The 17745-nt window shown below is 38.3% G+C and carries 17 protein-coding genes; 14 read left to right on the top strand and 3 right to left on the bottom strand.

Going from position 1 to position 17745, the window contains the following annotated elements; genetic code table 11:
• The first annotated feature begins 4 nt into the window (after positions 1 to 4).
• The 8 genes from LQ188_RS11650 to LQ188_RS11615 all read left to right on the top strand — a co-directional run bounded on the left by LQ188_RS11650 (position 5) and on the right by LQ188_RS11615 (position 7810).
• Positions 5 to 1192, top strand: coding sequence for a Ger(x)C family spore germination protein (locus LQ188_RS11650; RefSeq protein WP_230176903.1), 1188 nt, complete (start codon positions 5 to 7; stop codon positions 1190 to 1192).
• Positions 1193 to 1198: 6 nt separating this feature from the next.
• The gene (locus LQ188_RS11645) at positions 1199 to 1432 is read left to right on the top strand and encodes a hypothetical protein (protein WP_063575803.1); all 234 of its coding nucleotides are present in this window, start codon (positions 1199 to 1201) and stop codon (positions 1430 to 1432) included.
• 13 nt (positions 1433 to 1445) lie between these two features.
• Positions 1446 to 2531, top strand: a complete 1086-nt coding sequence (locus LQ188_RS11640; protein WP_230176902.1) for an endospore germination permease — start codon at positions 1446 to 1448, stop codon at positions 2529 to 2531.
• A 224-nt stretch (positions 2532 to 2755) separates the two neighbouring features.
• Positions 2756 to 3742 (top strand): SIS domain-containing protein, encoded by a 987-nt coding sequence (locus tag LQ188_RS11635; protein WP_230176901.1) that lies wholly within the window; start codon positions 2756 to 2758, stop codon positions 3740 to 3742.
• Between the two features lie 114 nt (positions 3743 to 3856).
• Positions 3857 to 5143: an extracellular solute-binding protein gene (locus LQ188_RS11630; protein ID WP_230176900.1), complete on the top strand. Its 1287-nt coding sequence runs from the start codon at positions 3857 to 3859 to the stop codon at positions 5141 to 5143.
• 41 nt (positions 5144 to 5184) lie between these two features.
• Positions 5185 to 6063 (top strand): sugar ABC transporter permease, encoded by an 879-nt coding sequence (locus LQ188_RS11625; RefSeq protein WP_101222327.1) that lies wholly within the window; start codon positions 5185 to 5187, stop codon positions 6061 to 6063.
• A gap of 86 nt (positions 6064 to 6149) precedes the next feature.
• Complete coding sequence (locus LQ188_RS11620; protein WP_230177088.1) at positions 6150 to 6956, top strand: carbohydrate ABC transporter permease; 807 nt, start codon at positions 6150 to 6152, stop codon at positions 6954 to 6956.
• Positions 6957 to 6973: 17 nt separating this feature from the next.
• Positions 6974 to 7810, top strand: coding sequence for a PfkB family carbohydrate kinase (locus LQ188_RS11615; protein ID WP_230176899.1), 837 nt, complete (start codon positions 6974 to 6976; stop codon positions 7808 to 7810).
• 38 nt (positions 7811 to 7848) lie between these two features.
• On the opposite strand, the gene LQ188_RS11610 is transcribed toward LQ188_RS11615, so the two are convergent.
• On the bottom strand, positions 7849 to 8607 hold the full coding sequence (locus tag LQ188_RS11610; RefSeq protein WP_101222324.1) for a GntR family transcriptional regulator: 759 nt from the start codon (positions 8605 to 8607) through the stop codon (positions 7849 to 7851).
• Positions 8608 to 8855: 248 nt separating this feature from the next.
• On the opposite strand from LQ188_RS11610, the gene LQ188_RS11605 reads away from it, so the two are divergent.
• Complete coding sequence (locus tag LQ188_RS11605) at positions 8856 to 10049, top strand: M14 family zinc carboxypeptidase (protein ID WP_230176898.1); 1194 nt, start codon at positions 8856 to 8858, stop codon at positions 10047 to 10049.
• Positions 10050 to 10298: 249 nt separating this feature from the next.
• Positions 10299 to 11363, top strand: coding sequence for a M14 family zinc carboxypeptidase (locus LQ188_RS11600; RefSeq protein WP_101222322.1), 1065 nt, complete (start codon positions 10299 to 10301; stop codon positions 11361 to 11363).
• A gap of 230 nt (positions 11364 to 11593) precedes the next feature.
• On the opposite strand, the gene speB is transcribed toward LQ188_RS11600, so the two are convergent.
• Entirely contained in the window at positions 11594 to 12562 is a 969-nt protein-coding gene (speB, locus tag LQ188_RS11595; protein ID WP_230176897.1) for an agmatinase, read from the bottom strand.
• A 403-nt stretch (positions 12563 to 12965) separates the two neighbouring features.
• Here speB and LQ188_RS11590 point away from each other — a divergent pair, with 403 nt between their 5' ends.
• The 4 genes from LQ188_RS11590 to LQ188_RS11575 all read left to right on the top strand — a co-directional run bounded on the left by LQ188_RS11590 (position 12966) and on the right by LQ188_RS11575 (position 16869).
• On the top strand, positions 12966 to 14312 hold the full coding sequence (locus LQ188_RS11590) for an APC family permease (protein ID WP_290370117.1): 1347 nt from the start codon (positions 12966 to 12968) through the stop codon (positions 14310 to 14312).
• A gap of 688 nt (positions 14313 to 15000) precedes the next feature.
• The gene (locus tag LQ188_RS11585) at positions 15001 to 16278 is read left to right on the top strand and encodes a Glu/Leu/Phe/Val dehydrogenase (RefSeq protein ID WP_230176896.1); all 1278 of its coding nucleotides are present in this window, start codon (positions 15001 to 15003) and stop codon (positions 16276 to 16278) included.
• A 34-nt stretch (positions 16279 to 16312) separates the two neighbouring features.
• Positions 16313 to 16603, top strand: coding sequence for an SAV0927 family protein (locus tag LQ188_RS11580; protein ID WP_101222319.1), 291 nt, complete (start codon positions 16313 to 16315; stop codon positions 16601 to 16603).
• A 17-nt stretch (positions 16604 to 16620) separates the two neighbouring features.
• On the top strand, positions 16621 to 16869 hold the full coding sequence (locus LQ188_RS11575) for a hypothetical protein (protein WP_101222318.1): 249 nt from the start codon (positions 16621 to 16623) through the stop codon (positions 16867 to 16869).
• A 76-nt stretch (positions 16870 to 16945) separates the two neighbouring features.
• Here LQ188_RS11575 and LQ188_RS11570 read toward each other — a convergent pair whose 3' ends face one another.
• Complete coding sequence (locus tag LQ188_RS11570) at positions 16946 to 17686, bottom strand: IclR family transcriptional regulator (protein ID WP_230176895.1); 741 nt, start codon at positions 17684 to 17686, stop codon at positions 16946 to 16948.
• Positions 17687 to 17745 lie beyond the last annotated feature (59 nt).

The following is a 17745-nucleotide window of genomic DNA, read 5'->3' as shown; positions in this document are numbered from 1 at the left end:
CATGATGAAAAAAATGCTAAAGGTATTTTTAATGCTACCTATAATTTGTTTATCCGGCTGTTGGAGCAGCATTGAGTTGAACGAACTTGCCATCGTTACTGCCATGGGAATTGATAAAAAAGAAGATGGGTATCTTGTAACCGTCCAAGTTCTAAATTCGAGTGAGCTTGCAGGTGATGCCAGGTCCGGCCGCACGGAAGTTGTAACCTTCAGGAAAAGCGGTGCAACCATTGCTGAAGCAATAAGAAGCCTATCAACTGATGTACCAAGAAGGTTATATGTCGCACATCTTCGTGAAGTTGTCTTTGGTGAGGAAATGGCCAGGGCAGGAATTGCAAAACCTCTGGATGTCCTTTCCCGGCAAAAGGAGTTGCGTTCCGATTTCTATATGACCGTTGCGAAGGGTTCAACTGCTTTTGATACGCTTAATGTGCAAACGGCCCTTGAAAAAATACCGGCAAATAAAGTTTTTGACTCCTTGGAAAATTCAGAGACAAGATGGGCGCCTACAAGGACGGTCACTTTGGATGAGCTGGTCAGCAGTATCGTCAGCAAAGGCAGACAGGCCATGCTAACGGGAATTCTCGTTTATGGTGATCCCGAAGCAGGAAGCAATGTAACGAATGCACAAGATATCTCCCCGAAATCCGGCCTGCGATTGGATTATCTTGGAGTATTCAAGAAGGATAAACTTGTCGGCTGGTTAAACAGGAACGACAGTAAAGGTGTTAGTTACATTACGGATCATGTTAAGTCCACCGCGGTAAATATTCCATGTGAAGGTGACCAAATTACGGTCAACACGACAAGTACAAAAACGAAAATCAAGGGAAAAATGGAAAAAGGAAATCCGAAAATTGATATAAATGTCACGTCAGAAGGGAGTATAGGTGAAGTAGAATGCACAATTGATTTAACTAAACCCGAAAAAATCGAAGAATTGAATAAAAGATACGCAAAAGACATTAAGGATAAAATAGAAGGATCGATAAAAACGCTTCAAGAGAAGTATCAAAGTGACATCTTCGGTTTTGGTGACGAAATTCATAGAACCGATCCTAAAGCATGGAAACGTTTAGAAGGAAATTGGGATCAGGAATTCGCAAAATTGGACGTGAATGTAACCGTTAAAGCAAAGATTCGCAATTTAGGCACCATATCAGAATCCTTTCAAAAAGAAATCGAGGAGTAAAGATCAATGTGGGCAATTATTGGAACAGTGTGTACTGGAGCTATTATTTCATTTTTCGAAATACCACCCCTTATCAAAAAGAAATGCTGGAAGGAAATTGTCATTTTCATTTTATTGCTTTTAGTTGGCATGACGTTGAGTATTTTAATTATCAAGGATGTTACCATTCCCACTCCTATAGACTGGATAACGAAAATATATAGTCCACTCGCTCATTTCATGGATCGTATTTTATCCTAGGGAGGTATCGAATATGCTCGAAAAAGGAAAAATCAGCTCTGGTGAATTTCTAATAATGGTCATCATATTCACCATAGGAGGAGCGATACTTACTTTACCTTCCGTACTTGTCTCTTTAGCAAAACAGGATGGCTGGATTGCCTATATCTTAGCTACTCTCATCGGTTTATGTTTCGTTTTCTTATTTACCCGGCTCGCATCACTTTACCCATCCATGACTTATATAGAAGTTAATGAAAAAATATTTGGGAAATGGATCGGGAAGATCTCTGCACTCCTTTTCCTATTTTATTTATATTACCTTTCTTCAGCGTTACTTAGTGAAATTGGGAATTTTTTTTCAACACAGGTTCTGGTTGAGACACCTATGGAAATGATTATGATCTTGTTTATATTAACAAGCTTATTTGGTGCACGGCTAGGGTTGGAAGTTATCTGCCGTACTGCATTAATCTTTTTTCCTTGGCTTGTACTGCTGCTTTTCATATTATTCGTATTTCTTATCCCTGATATCAAAATCGAAAATTTGCAACCTATATTTGAAAAAGGCATGAAACCGATATTGAGGGGATCATATCACTCCTTAGCACTGCCTTATGTTCAGCTTGTTTTCTTTTTAATGATCACTCCATATGTAAACGAAAAGGCTAATGTGAAGAAAAACTTTTATTTAGGGACAATTTTAGGTGGCAGCGTTCTATTCTTGGTGATCCTTTTCAGTATCCTAGTATTGGGTGCTGATAATACAGCGAGATTGTCCTATCCTTCTTATAAATTGGGGATGAGGATAAGCATCGGTAATTTTTTTGAAAGGGTCGAGGTCATTGTTGCCTTCATTTGGGTTTTTACAGAGTATTTTAAGTTGACCATATGCTTTTATGGACTCGCTTTAGGAATAGCTCAATTGCTAGGATTAAAAAATTACAAAATTCTTCTATTCCCATTAGCTTTTCTAATTCTCACTTTTACCATCTTTTCGCATCCAGATATCGTGCATTATCAAAACTTTATGGCTACAGCTTGGACACCATTATCCTTAACGATTTGTTTTATTCTGCCGTTGATATTATTAATGGTTGGGAAAATAAGAAAAAAGTAAGAAGTGTAGCACATTAGATGTCCTAGTGGAAGTTTATTTAAACAAATAAATTTTTATGAAAATCTTGATGGAAAAAAAACTGAGATATAGTAACTAACTGATTCAACAAAAAGTAATAAATAAAATATTCTGACAAATAGATTGACTAAAGAAAGCTCATGATTTAATATAACAATATATAACATTACATAATGTTGTATATCAAATATTAGAGGAGTGGGAAAATGAGTAAATCGGTTATTAATGTAAAAAGTAATGTAAAAACAGTATTGGATCAATTAAAGGGCAAGAAAATTAACAATATTTATTTTGTAGCATGCGGGGGATCTTCTGCCATCATGTATTCAGCTAAGTATATTCTGGATCGTGAAGCTGAAAATATAACTTCTGATCTATATAGTTCAAATGAGTTTATACATCGTAATCCACAACAACTAGGGAAGGAATCCTTAGTAATTTTATGCTCTATGTCTGGAACAACTCCCGAAACGGCAGAAGCGGCTAAGTTTGCAAAAAGTAAAGGTGCGTTTACAGTGGCATTAACGAACGAACCAGGATCACCATTAGCCCAAAATGCGGATCTTTTCATTAAATATGAATGGGGTAATGGTGTAAACGCCTTTGATACAAACCTGAGTGTTTTATATCAACTAGTTTTTGGTGTACTTCATATAGCGGAAAACAATGAGAAGTTTGGAAAACTAGTATCTAGTTTAGAGAATTTACAACCAGTGTATGAAAAAGCCCTAGAGCAAGAAGCTTCTAATGCAAGAGTATTCGCCCAATCTCACGCAAAAGAACCTGTTATCTATACAATGGCAAGTGGTTCCAACTACGGGACAGCCTATTCTTTTAGTATTTGCATCTTAATGGAAATGCAATGGATACACTCACATGCCATTCATGCGGGCGAGTACTTCCATGGACCATTTGAAATTATTGACGAAAATGTACCGTTTATCATTCTATTGGGATTGGATGAAACAAGACCATTAGAAGAAAGAGCGTTATCTTTTTCTCAGCGTTATGGCAAAAAGCTAACGGTGCTAGATGCAAAACAGTATGATCTTGATGGTATCGATGAAGAAGTAAAAGGTTATATTGCGCCGCTTATCTTAAATCGTGTATTGCGTCAATATGCAGAAGAATTAGCGGAAGCGCGTAATCATCCTTTAAGCAAGAGGCGTTATATGTGGAAAGTAGAATACTAATAATTAAAGAAAACTTAATATTCTGTATATTTTTTACGAATTATACTATAATGTTTTATAACATTATAGTATAATTTCCTGATGATAAAAGCATTTATAATAAGGAGGGTATTCATGAGAAAAACAAAACTTATAATCGCATCATTTTTAAGTTTATCTTTAATGCTAGGGGGATGTTCTGGTGAAAAAACATCTTCAGAATCAGATGTTGGAAAAACTACCTTAACATTTTTCCATAGGTGGCCAAAGGAACCTGAAAAAACTTACTTTAATGAAGTTGTAAAAGAATTTGAAAAACAAAACCCCGATATCAATATTAAAACCGAAGCAGTGCTAAATGATTCGTATAAAGACAAAATTAAAGTAATGACTGGTACAAATAATCCACCTGATGTTTATTTCTCATGGAGTGATGAATTTGCCAGTCAGTTTGTGCGAGGGAATAAAGCTTTGGATTTAACTTCTTATTATGAAAACGATCCGGAATGGTCTTCACAACTCGTTCCATCCCAAGTCAAACCGTATACATTTAATAATAAGGTGTATGGTGTCCCCGTAACAATGGATGGGAAAATGTTTTTCTATAACAAGGATGTCTTCGAAAAATTGAACATAAACCCGCCTAAAACCTGGAATGAATTAATCGACGTGTTAAAAGTGTTAAAAAAGAATAACTACACAGCCATTCAATTCGGCAGTCAAGACACTTGGACAATTTCACATTATTTGGGCACATTGAATCAACGCCTTGTTAGACCGGAAGTGCTGACAATGGATTATAATCGAAAAACCGGAAAATTCAAGGATGACGACTACATAAAAGCGCTTGAAAAATTCCAAGAGTTATTACCTTATTTTAATGAGAATACGAATTCAATAGATCACGAATATGCTAGGCAGCAATTTTCAAACGGTAAGGCACCCATGATTTATGCTGAATCGGCAGAAATCAAGCTATTTGGACCCACTAAGTTTGAACTTGGAATGTTTAACTTTCCTGAAGTAGAAGACGGAAAGGGCAATCAAACAAATCTAACGGGTTCGCCTGAGGGCTTTATGATTTCTTCCAAGACAAAGCATCCTAAAGAGGCGATGGAGTTTTTAAAGTTTTTAACCACTAAACAGATGGGAGAGAAACTAGTCACTGATGTGGGCAAGTATAGTGCAGTTGAAGGTACAGTGAATGAAAATAATTCTTCCCCGGAACAGCTGGAAGCGGTTCAAAGCATATTGAACGCCAATGAAATGGCTCCATGGTTTGACATGAGTATTGATGCGCGTATTGCAGATGCTTATTTAACAGGAGCACAAATGATGTTAAATGGAGATAAAACACCTAAACAAATCATGCGTGATGTTCAAAAAGCTGCCGATACTGTTAGAATCGAAGCGGGAAAATAAGGGAAATCATTTTTCCGTTTTATTAAGGGAGTGATCTTTTAATGATAAAACTCGATAAATTTGTACCTTATCTATATCTTCTTCCAGCGTTAGTTTTTTTACTGCTAGTTTATATCCCCATTTTCCAGAATATTGGCGACAGTCTGTATAATTGGAGTACTTTTTCACCAAATAAAGCATTTGTAGGGTTGGACAACTACTTTACTTTGTTTAAAGATCCCGTATTTTATGAAGCTTTAAAAAATAATATTCTTTATGCAGTCATTTCAATTGTTTTCCAGGTATTTGGAGGGTTAATTGTTGCAGCTGTTTTAGAAGATAAATTGATCCGTAAATTTTCACCCATCTTTCGTACGGTCTATTTCTTACCAGTCGTCGTTTCAATGACAGTCATAGCGTTGCTGTTTTCATTTTTTTACAACCCGGAAGTGGGGTTGTTAAATCAGTTTCTTAAAATGATTGGATTGAATAATTTAGCACTGCCATGGTTGGGCGATAGTGATACGGCAATCTATGCAGTCATTGCTGTCTCACAGTGGCAATCGATTGGTTATATAGCCATGTTATATATCGTATCCATTCAAAAAATTTCACCTGAGCTATATGAGGCAGCTGAAATGGATGGAGCGAATAAAATAAAAACGTTTTTTCACATTACGGTTCCAGAAACGAAGGAAATGACATTTGTAGCCGTAATCTTAACACTGACAGGTGCTTTTACAGTGTTTAATGAGCCATATATCTTAACCGGAGGGGGTCCGGGAACTTCTTCGGAAGTCCTAAGTACCTATTTATATAAAACGGCTTTTTCAAAAGATATGATGGGATATGCTTCAGCCATTGCAACGGTTATCCTAATTATTACGTTACTTATTTCTCTTGTTCAAATGAAAATATTTAAAACAGGAAAGGGGGACTAATAATGGAGATGCCTAAATCAACGATCAGAGTACCGGAATTAGTTGTTAAAAATCTAAAATATGCAAGGAAAAGAAAAGACTATAATATGAGAGTAGCACTAGTCTATGCAGGTTTAATCGCATACTTTCTTGTTGTAGCCTATCCCTTATTATGGATGGTCATCAGTTCTTTTAAAAGCACAGAGGAAATTTTTAACCATAGTTGGTCCCTTCCTCATACATGGTTGTTTGAAAATTATGTAACAGCCTGGAATAGTGGGATTTCTTCCTACTTTTTAAATAGTGTCATGGTTACTGGTTTGACATGTATTCTAACGGTATTAGTAAGTGCATTAGGTGCCTACGGATTATCTCGCTTTGATTTTCGTGGAAAGGCTTTCATTTTGGTCATATGCTTAGGGGGGTTGATGCTATCTCCCCAAGTAAGCCTGATCCCTTTGTATAATATAATTCAGAAGCTAGGTATATATAACACCCATTGGGCATTAATCTTACCTTATGTAGCATACAGAATTCCGCTAACCATCTTGTTGATTCGGGCCTACTTCCTGTCCATTCCGAAAGAACTTGAAGAGGCTGCCCGGTTGGATGGATGCACAAACCTTGGAATCCTTTTTAGAATTTTCATTCCTATGAGTAAGCCTATTTTATTAACAACGGCAATTTTAACAGCCTACTATACATGGAATGAATTCATGTTCGCGATCATCTTTATAGATGATGATAGTTTACGGACGATACCTGCCGGTTTAATGCAATTTCGGGATGCACTGCAAACAGATTGGGGAGTGTTACTTTCTGGATTAACGATTTCAGCGGCACCTATCGTCATTTTATTTTTATTCATGCAGAAGTACTTTATCCGTGGAATTGCTAGTGGAAGTGTAAAATGATAACAGGGGGAACAGGTATGAAATTAATTGGAATTGGAGATAACGTAGTAGATTTTTATAAAGATCAAGGAAAGATATATCCTGGCGGCAATTCATTAAACGTGGCAGTATTGTGCAATCGTTTAAATGATGAGCAATCTTCATATATTGGCATTGTAGGAAATGACGGGGCAGCAGACCATGTGTTAGAGGCATTGCAAAAGGAAAAGATAGAGATTAGTAGAGTAAGACAAGCAGTAGGAGAGAATGGTATGGCAGTCGTCGCGTTGGATAAGGACGGGGACCGAATTTTTATTGGTTCGAATAAAGGGGGAATTCAATCCAGATTGGGGATCGTACTGAATGACAAGGATTTGAATTATATTCGGCAACATGACCTTCTTCATACAAGTGTATATAGCCGTATAGAGCATAACCTTCCAATATTAAGCCAATTCATTGAAATTTCTTTTGATTTTTCGACAAATCAAGAGGATCACTATTTACAAAAGGTTTGTCCGTTTGTGAATTATGCATTTTTTTCCGGAAGCAATTTAAACGAGGCAGAGTGCAACGCACTTATTCAAAAGGTTCATTCATTCGGCACAAAGGTGATATGTGTTACTCGTGGGGAAAAGGGGGCACTTTTATCGACTGAAAATCAAATATATGAACAAGCTATTATCCAAACCAAAGTTGTAGATACGTTGGGGGCGGGAGATTCCTTTATTGCTGGTTTTCTCTCATCGTACGTTCAAGGACAAGATGTATATAAAGCTTTACAAAAAGGAGCATCAGTCGCCTCCCAAACCTGTCAGGATTATGGTGCTTTTGGGTATGGCAAAGTATATAATCCAGATCATATGATGGTTTAAAATGATGCATCGATGAATAAAGGTAACGAGATCCCGGATTAGGAGGGGGATTCGTTACCTTTTTCTTGCGATATTGAACTATCAATCGTAAAGGTCACGCGATTAGCAGGATAATATAGGAAGGATGAATGGATAGGCTGCTTCTTACCGTCATATGCCACTTTCTCCACTTTGAAAAGGGGATCTCCCACTTCGCATTCTAAATATTTTGCTTCATCTGCATTTGCCAATACCATATTTAAAAGTTTCGTGTTATGAACAGGAGTTATATTATATTTATGCTTTATGATATCATACATGGAAACAGAGTTATGGACATGTTGATTTAAATTTGGCAGGATCTTTAAGGAATAATGTGAAATTTCTAAGGTGAGAGGTTGATTATCATAGTATAAGATCCGTTGTAATTCAAGAACATCACTTTCAGGAGTAATCTCCAAGGATTTGGAAATATTAGCCGGTGCAGGCAGTATTCCAAATGAAAGGATTTTAGTTTGAGGTATCTTCCCTAATTCTGACATATATTCAGCATGCCCATTTACAGCAAATAATTCTCTTTTTACTTTAGGGTATTGGACAAACGTTCCCTTTCCCTGTTGGCGTATTAGCAGCCCCTCTTCCACCAGATCCAAAACCGCTTTTCTTACAGTAATGCGACTTACTCCATATATGTCGCATAAATCTGTTTCGGTTGGCAATCTTTCGCCAGAAGAGTAAATCCCTTTGTTTATATCTTCGATGATAGATTGCTTTAATTGCATGTATAATGGCGTAGAACTATTAGTGTTGAGTTTCATATTTTCCCCTTTCTCGTATTTTTCCTTTAATTATAACGTAATGTGATGTTATAGTACAAATCATCAATTCGACAGACCGCGAACAACAATCCTCGATAAAAATGTCACGTTTTTTTTTGCGTGAACTTAAAGCAGATGCCCAAATCATAAAATAGCCATAATACGACATCAAATTCCAACAAATTTCTACTTTCCCATTTTGTATAATGAGATAGAAAAATAATTTAAGGGAGAGTGATTGTTGTAATATGAAAAACAGGAAAGTTATTTCAACTCTGGGAGTTGCCATTTTATCGGCGAGTATTGCGGCACCAACATTTGCAGCTAATGAAACAGCCCCGGGAACACCCAATCAACAAACTTATTCGGTTTCAGGTTTTACAGATCATGCTGAACTAGGGAAAAAGCTAGAACAAATTGCGAGTGATAGCCAAGGTAAAGTAAAAGTGGATATAGCTGGATATTCCAATAGAAATAGAGAAATCTATAAAGCAACCGTGGGAACTGGCGACAAAGTCGTTTTAATTCAAAGTGAGATTCATGGAAATGAGAAAACCGGTACGGATGCCATCTTGAATATCTTGAAGTTTTTGGGGACCAACTCTCCTGAAGCAGAGAAAATTCGTAAAGAAATTACCCTGGTCGCTTTGCCTAAAATGAATCCAGATGCTGCTGAATTGAACCGTCGGGGAAATGACATGACCTGGGCAGAGGTCGTGGAACAGTTTCCACAGTTAGCAGGAGCGAATCCATCTTGGAACTATTATACATACAAAAATGAATCATTCGATTATGAGTCCAAACCTGGTTTCGATGTCAATCGTGACTTTAATCCTGATTTGAATTATATTCCCCAAGCTAAAGACTTCCCTGGAAAATCATCCACCCCTGGCTGGTTCATAACACCTGAATCACAAACAACACGTGATGTTTACAAGTCTCTACTGAAGCAATACGGAAAGGTGGAGATTTTTGTGGACTTGCATCACCAAGCTCCCTATTATGAAGTTGATGGAACGGATGATTTAGTCACATACTCGATTTCCGCTCAATTTGTTCCAGATCCAAGCTCGTCTTCAGGACAAGATTATGCCAAATATGCAAAAAACTATAATTATGATTTTTCCAGACAATTGAATGTAGCGGTATATAATGCTATGAAAGAACAAGGTAATTCTCCATATGGAAATATATCCTTATATCCGCAAAACCAAAACCTTCCTGGAACGGCTTTAGGAGCCTTTGCTTTAAATGGAAGTGGGACAGTGCTCTTTGAAGTTAGAGGCCAAACACAGTCCTTTGGCCAAAAGAAAAAAGGCATGCTCATTAAAGCAGTTGAAAGAGGGTTATATGGAATTATTGATGGAGTTACTGATGGATCTGTATATAAAATCAATCCGGAACAATACGAGTCAATTCCATTAACGGAGGGCAGGCAATAATAAATATTTGGTGAGTGTATCAACTTCCAGCCTAGATTGAAGTAACCAGACGGGTGTCCGCCTGGTTTTTCTTCATCGGGAACATTTGAATATCGCCTTTGCAGAAGTAATTCCTTCAAGTTATATTGTGTAGAAGAAAACTATTTGGAAACATAGTTATTTTTCACTATTAACATAAAGTAGTAAAAATGTCAGAATATTATTAATAGTTATTTTTCTATTTATTATATTTGATAAGGAGGGTTTTTATTGAATTTTAAAAAGAAGGTTCTATCAGTTTCATTATCTAGTTTAATGACCTTAAGCGCAGTAACAGCTGTTGCGCTACCAGTCGGAGCGGTTGGAAATGGCCCCAGTGCTGGAAATGGACAAGTTACAACTTCAAATCTTCATACATATGAAAGCCTTGTAAGCTATCTTAAAACGCAGGATGCAAAACAAGAAAGGCTGGCACTGGAAGTAATCGGGGAAACGGTAAAAGGGAGGGATATTTACCTAGCGAAGTACATCTCAAATCCTAAGAATCCTACTATACTATTTTTGACTCAACAGCATGGAAATGAACAACTGACTACTGAGGGTGCACTTGAATTCATTAAACATCTAGGCACGAACAAGACTAAAGGTATTTTGGAAAATGTTAATATACTGATCATCCCCATGTTAAACGCAGATGGGGCCATGGGAGATGTTAATTTCCCTCTTGATGACTATTTAGCAAAAGGTGATCGGCATCTAACACGGGCAAATGCAAATGGGATCGACTTGAACCGTGAGCATGATAAAAAAACTGATAACATGCAAGTAGAGGTAAAGGCTTTACACGAAAATGTATTTGCGAAATACGATATAGACTACATGATAGATTTACATCATCAAGGGACGCTAAGCGAAACGGACGGTGAACTTGTTTCAGGTTCAATTCTTTATCCTACAAACGCAAACGTAAAGCCTGAAGTGTTAGAAGCCTCAAAAAAACTGGGTGCTGTTGTATATAACTCCATTGAACCAACTGGTTGGGGGCATATTGGTAGGTATGATGGCGGTTCTGGAGAAAATATAGGCCGTAATGGTGCAGCCGTTCGCTATGATATTGCTACACTTCTTTTTGAGATGCGAGGTATGTCGGACCACAATGTCGAGTCAGTAGCGCTTGGACAAAAAAGTAATGGCTATCTAATAAAGCAAACGGTAACCACTTTGGATGCAGCTGTCAGAGCTATTGCCGATGATTCAATTGAAACGGTTGATGCAAGCTTTTGGGACACCCTGCCAACACAATCCAATCGTCCCGGGTTAGAATCGGACGAATAAAATGAAGACACATTCCATTCTTTCAGATGGGATGTGTTTTTTTATTATCCTACACCCTAGTAGCTTGAACTTGTTCATCAGACTATATGAAATGATTTATAGTGGAAATAGCAGGACAAGATAAAAGATTACATAGAAAAAAGGCATCTGCTTTCACTAAAAGCAGATGCCTTTTGAACGATTACAGTTTGTACCTGATTTGTCCCTACGTTAATAGTGGGTGTTTGCTCCTATAAGCTTTTTTCGGTTGAATTCTCCTTTTTTTGTTCTTCTTTTAGTTGTAAGGCTACTAAACTGGCAAAGTCATGAATGATGGTGGCTGCCAATAGTGAAGTAATTTGTGTTGGATCATACGGCGGGAGGACTTCCACCAGGTCGAACCCAATAAAGTTGAACCCTTGCAGAGAGCGTATCATCTCTAGGGTTTCAAAGCTATTTAGACCGCCGACCTCCAATGTGCCAGTTCCAGGAGCGCAGGATGGATCAACAAAATCAATATCAAAGGTCAAGAAACATGGTGTATCCCCAATGGTTTTCTTGACTTCCTTCACGACATCTTCGATTCCTCTCTTCTTCAGCTCGGGCGTTGTTATCACATTGTAGCCTAGATCTGTACTGGAATCTAAATCTCCTGGATGATTGAGCGTACCTCTGATGCCAATCTGGAAAACTTTATCCGTTTGGAGCAAACCTTCCTCATATGCACGGATAAACGGCGAACCATGCCAGTATTTTTCTTCATAATAAGTATCCCAGGTATCTGTATGTGAATCAAAATGAAGAAGTGCAACAGGACCGTGTATTTTTGCGGCTGCTCTTAGATTAGCCAATGTTACTGAATGATCTCCTCCGATTCCTATTGGAATGATCCCGTTTTTCATCAAGTCTGACATGGCCTTTTCAATTAACTCATAGCTTCGATGTATATTATGGGGAATCACCGAAACATCCCCAATATCAATTGCATTACATTCGTCAAACGGAAATACCTTGTGAATGGGATGATAAGGAAACAACGTCATGGATGCTTGGCGGACTGCCTGTGGAGCAAAACGGGCTCCTACCCTGAATGAAGCAGCTGTATCAAAAGGCATACCTACCACTGCCAATTTGGCATTTTCTCTTGTAGAAGGTAAGCGCATAAATGACCCTGTGGTACAAAACTCTGGTTGAACATCAGGTGATAAAGGATATTTCATTTTTCTATTCCTCCATTTTCTTATAACTTAATAGTTTTGAAACTCATATAGGTATTTATGCAATTACCATGCCAAGTCACAGGCAGTGATTTCTTGCGGTTTCTAACCAGGTAACATGTGCTTGGAATATGCAAAGGCGAATAATTTATGGGAGATTGAATCGCCGATGGAAGAGATGCTGAAAGACTTCATTTCTATGAATCAATCTTTTTCGATTAAAAATACAGGAATTAAGTAGCATTTTAGGCGTTTTTCGTTTGTCGAAGTAAACAGAAATCATGTGGCACAGAAATTGCATTTAGGTATATAGGTAAAACTTTTAAAAAAGAGGGAGGCATGGAGATTTATCTAGTTAAGAAAATGAACCCACTAGTTTGAAAGCGGTTTCAAGGAGGAATGATAGGTGGAAAATGAGGTTACATTGAAAAGATCACTGAAGTTATGGCAAATCGTTATGATGGGGTTAGCATATATGACCCCCATGGTCGTATTTGATACATTCGGCATTGTATCTGGGATTACGGGCGGCCATGTGCCGACTGCCTATATCGTTGCATTGGTGGGGATGCTTTTTACAGCTGCCAGCTATGGAAAACTTGTAAAGGTTTTTCCTGCTGCAGGTTCTGCCTACACTTATACACAAAAGGCAATAAACCCGCATTTAGGATTCTTGGTAGGATGGTCTTCGTTGTTAGACTATTTGTTTTTACCTATGGTAAATGCATTGTTAACCAAAATTTATCTGACTGCATTATTTCCAGGAGTCCCTACATGGATTTGGGTATTATTGTTCGTAGCAATCGTCACCATTCTCAATCTCAGGAGCGTCAATGTACTTGCTAACTTTAATGCGCTTTTTGTTTTAATTCAGATTGCCATCATGGCAGTGTTCATCATTCTTGTTGTCAAAGGTTTGAATAATGGAGAAGGTACAGGAGAAGTGTTTACAATAATCCCTTTCGTAAATGAAGGAATGGATTTCTCGGCCATAATAACCGGGGCCACGATCCTTTGTTTTTCCTTTTTGGGATTCGATGCGGTAACGACACTATCTGAGGAAACGCCGGATCCGAAAAAAACGATTCCAAAAGCGATATTTTTAACTGCACTTTGGGGTGGAATCATCTTCATTACCGCATCTTTCTTTATTCAGCTCTTTTTTCCGGATATATCCCGTTTTAAGGAACCGGATGCTGCATTACCGGAAATCGCCCTTTATGTAGGCGGGAAGCTATTTCAATCCATTTTTCTTTGTACGACTTTCGTCAATACGCTAGCCTCGGGACTAGCATCACATGCCAGCGTTTCCCGTCTTTTGTATGTTATGGGCCGTGATAAAGTGTTTCCGGAAAAATGGTTTGGATTTATTCATCCTAAGTGGAAGACACCAGCCATTAATGTACTCATAGTTGGAGTCATTTCAATGTCGGCTTTATTCTTTGATCTAGTCACAGCAACGTCACTGATCAACTTTGGTGCTTTAATGGCATTTACCTTTGTAAATCTGTCAGTGATCAGCCATTTTATCATTCGGGAAAAGAAGCATCGAACGATAAAGGGGTGTATTCAATACTTAATCATGCCTTTAATTGGTGCTATAGCAATTGGCATTCTTTGGATCAACCTTGAGACAAGTTCCCTAATAATGGGGACAAGTTGGTTCATTATCGGTTTTTGTTATCTATTATATATCACAAAGGCATTCCGGAAAGCTCCGCCCCAATACCAAGTTGAAGAAATTCAGCTATAAGATTTTCCAAGAAAAAACGCATCCGATAAGGATGCTTCAGTTTATAGACAAAAAGGTTTCGGAATGGTTTCATTCCGAAACCTTTTTGATTTTTTAATTGGATTTGAAGCAGGTATAGAGAACAGATGACCGCAACCATTTTCGTCCCTTGCCTGTCAGTTGGAAATCTTCTTTAAATTCATGGCAGCTAAAGTAAGCTTCTCCCGGGTCTCGGCTAGCCACTATTCGGCAGGAGTGTCGCAAATTTCTTCAATCCAGCGAGTTTTCATCATATAAAACAGTAAAAATAAATAAAGGGTAACCAATGGTTTAGTTTTAAGAATGTGGTAAAAATCGCTTCGATATCCAGTTTGTAAAAAAAGGAGTTCTAACTAAATTTTAATACAAATTTGATAGGAGCGAGTGCCTGGAGGCAACTTTCAAATTGTACAACCCCTTAAATGACTGTAGACAAACTCGATGAAAATCGAGTTTGTCTACAATCTGACGCAACCTAAAAAGGATGCTTTTTTTATGTATTTAATCATTACTGTTTATATATGCAAATCTGAATTGCTTATGAATTAATACATATTTCCTGATGATGCTGATGATTGGGAAATGGCGGTATATTGCTATCCACATAATATCCTCAAAGCTGGCATGAAAGTTGCTTAATAAGTTATAAGAATATAAGTGAGGTGCTAAGATGACAGAGAAAATTAAGGTAATTGAAAAACGTCAATTGGATAATCCACTGCAAGAATTCCAGGATATCTTAAAAGAAGCGATTCATGTTTTGAACTATCCAGATCAGGTTTTTGATTTTCTAAAAGCGCCAATGCGTTTTCTGGAAGTCTGTATTCCTATTCAAATGGATAATGGGGAGACAAGGATGTTTCAAGGATATCGGGCTCAACATAATGATGCAGCCGGTCCAACTAAAGGGGGGATTCGGTTTCACCCGGATGTCACTCCCGAAGAAGTTAAAGCATTGGCCGGGTGGATGAGCTTGAAATGCGGAATAACAGATCTTCCATATGGAGGTGCGAAAGGCGGCATTGTGTGTGATCCCAGACAGATGAGTTCCTCTGAGCTTGAAAGATTAAGCAGAGGGTATGTCAGGGCAGTAAGTCAAATAGTGGGACCTACAAAAGATATCCCGGCACCTGATATGTATACGAATTCACAAATCATGGCCTGGATGCTGGATGAATACGATCACATCAGGGAATTTGATTCACCCGGCTTCATTACAGGAAAGCCTCTGAGGTTAGGGGGATCGAAGGGCAGGGAAAAGGCCACTTCCAAAGGAGTATTATACACACTTCAAATGATATGTGATTTAAAGGGGATTCCTATTGAAGGCATGCGGGTAATCATTCAGGGATTCGGTAATGTTGGCAGTCATTTGGCCATGTATTTACATGAAATGGGGGCTAAGGTTGTCGGAATAGCGGATGAGCTTGGAGGTTTATATGATCCGAATGGCCTGGACATTCCTTACCTTTTGGAGAACAGGGACTCGTTTGGGGTCGTTTCGAACTTATACAAAGATTCGTTATCCAATCAAGAATTATTGGAAAAAGAGTGTGATGTGCTGATTCCTGCAGCCATCAGCGGAGTGGTGAATAAAGATAATGCAATACGATTAAAATGTGAAATCCTGATTGAAGCAGCAAATGGTCCGACCACAAAGGAAGCAATCAAGATTCTTGATGATAAAGGTATAGTGCTAGTTCCGGATATTTTGGCGAATTCAGGAGGGGTGATAGTCTCGTATTTTGAATGGTGCCAGAACAACCAAGGCTATTACTGGACGGAAGAGCTTGTGGATGAACGATTGAAGGAAAAGATAACGGCCAGCTTTTTAAATGTCTACCATACTTCACAAAAATATTCCGTGAACATGAAAGTTGCGGCTTATATTGAAGGGATCCGCAAAATAGCTGAAGCATCCCAGCTTCGGGGTTGGATCAGGTTCTGAACGAATTAGGGCTTACAAGAAAGGAGGCAATCCGTTGAATTTTGATATTCTTTCCGAAAATAAAGAAAACCAGGCTATTCATCATTACTGCTTATTGTCACAAGATTATAGATATGATGTGACCATTGTATATTCGGGCCAGTTTTTCGGTAAAGCAATGGTGACTTCCATGCAAAGCGGAAGAATGATCCTGCTTTGTGCCAATGATATTAATTTAGATCAGTACTGGGCTCCGACCCTGGGCATTGAACAAGAAGATATACCTGAGTTCCAAAACTTTCTCAGGTTAGTGTTACAAACCCCATTTCATTTTGAAGAATACTGAAGGAAGGAATGATTTAAATGTACGTTGATGTGATTCTAAGTCCTTGTGAAGGCAGGATTGAAAAAATTTCAATATCCAAAAATTCCAGGTTTTATGAATGGGAACAATTATTTCAGATTAAGAAGGCAGATGGCTGTGTGGAAATCATTGATATTGGTGTCAGCGGAAAGATAGAATCATTAGAGGTATTGGAGGGAGAACCTGTTGTGGCCGGCGAGGTCCTTGCCTATTTCAGGGAAGATTTATTCGTGACCGGCAGCGATTAATATAAAAACGAAAAGAAGATGAAATGATTCATCTTCTTTTTTTGGCTTATCCGATAATCCACCACTGCCCGCTTATTCATTGTCCCCTATACCCCAATTTTGCAGAAACCCGATTGCCAGTTTCCATCACATTCTTAATGAGGAAATCAAGTCTTTCTTCTGTCAGGTTAAAGCTGACAAAACCTATGCTCACCGCACCATGAACTTCCCCAAAATGGTTCAATATCGGCACGGAAACAGAACATGTTCCCTCTGTTCTTTCACTGTGACTGATTCCATGTCCCTTCATTTTAGTCTCTTGCAATATATCCCAAAAAGCTGCTCTTTCTTGAGTTGGCAGAAGAGCATCTACAATTTTTTTCGCTTGTTTATATGGCATATAGGCGAGCATCGCTTTATTGGCTGCCCCAATATGCATAGGAACTCGTGAGCCAAGCTGGTCATAAACCCGGATTTGGCTTTTTTCACTGTCGATTCGTTCGATAACAAGTGATTCCATTCCGATTGGCTGGCTAAGATAGACGCTTTCCTCCACATTGTTCATCAGTCTTTCCAGTTCAGGCCTTATTTGGCTGATGTAATCCATTTTGTCATACATACGTAAACCGTATTCGAGCCAAATATTCCCCAAACCATATTGTTTGGTTTGCCCGTCCTGTTGGATTAACCCATGCGAGGACATCGCTTTTAACAAACGATGCATGGAGCTGACAGGAAGATCACACTCTTGAGAAAGTTCCGTAATTGACAGCCAGTTTTCCGATGAATTGGAAACGAGCACCTTTATAACGTTCATGGCACGGTCGATCGATTGCATAAACAAACCACCTATCTTTCATTCCAAGTTGTATAAAACGTTGATTTATTTGAATATTT

Origin of the sequence: Peribacillus sp. Bi134, assembly GCF_918698065.1 — a bacterium.
GTDB lineage: Bacteria > Bacillota > Bacilli > Bacillales > DSM-1321 > Peribacillus.
This window is presented reverse-complemented; position numbering and strand designations above follow the sequence as displayed.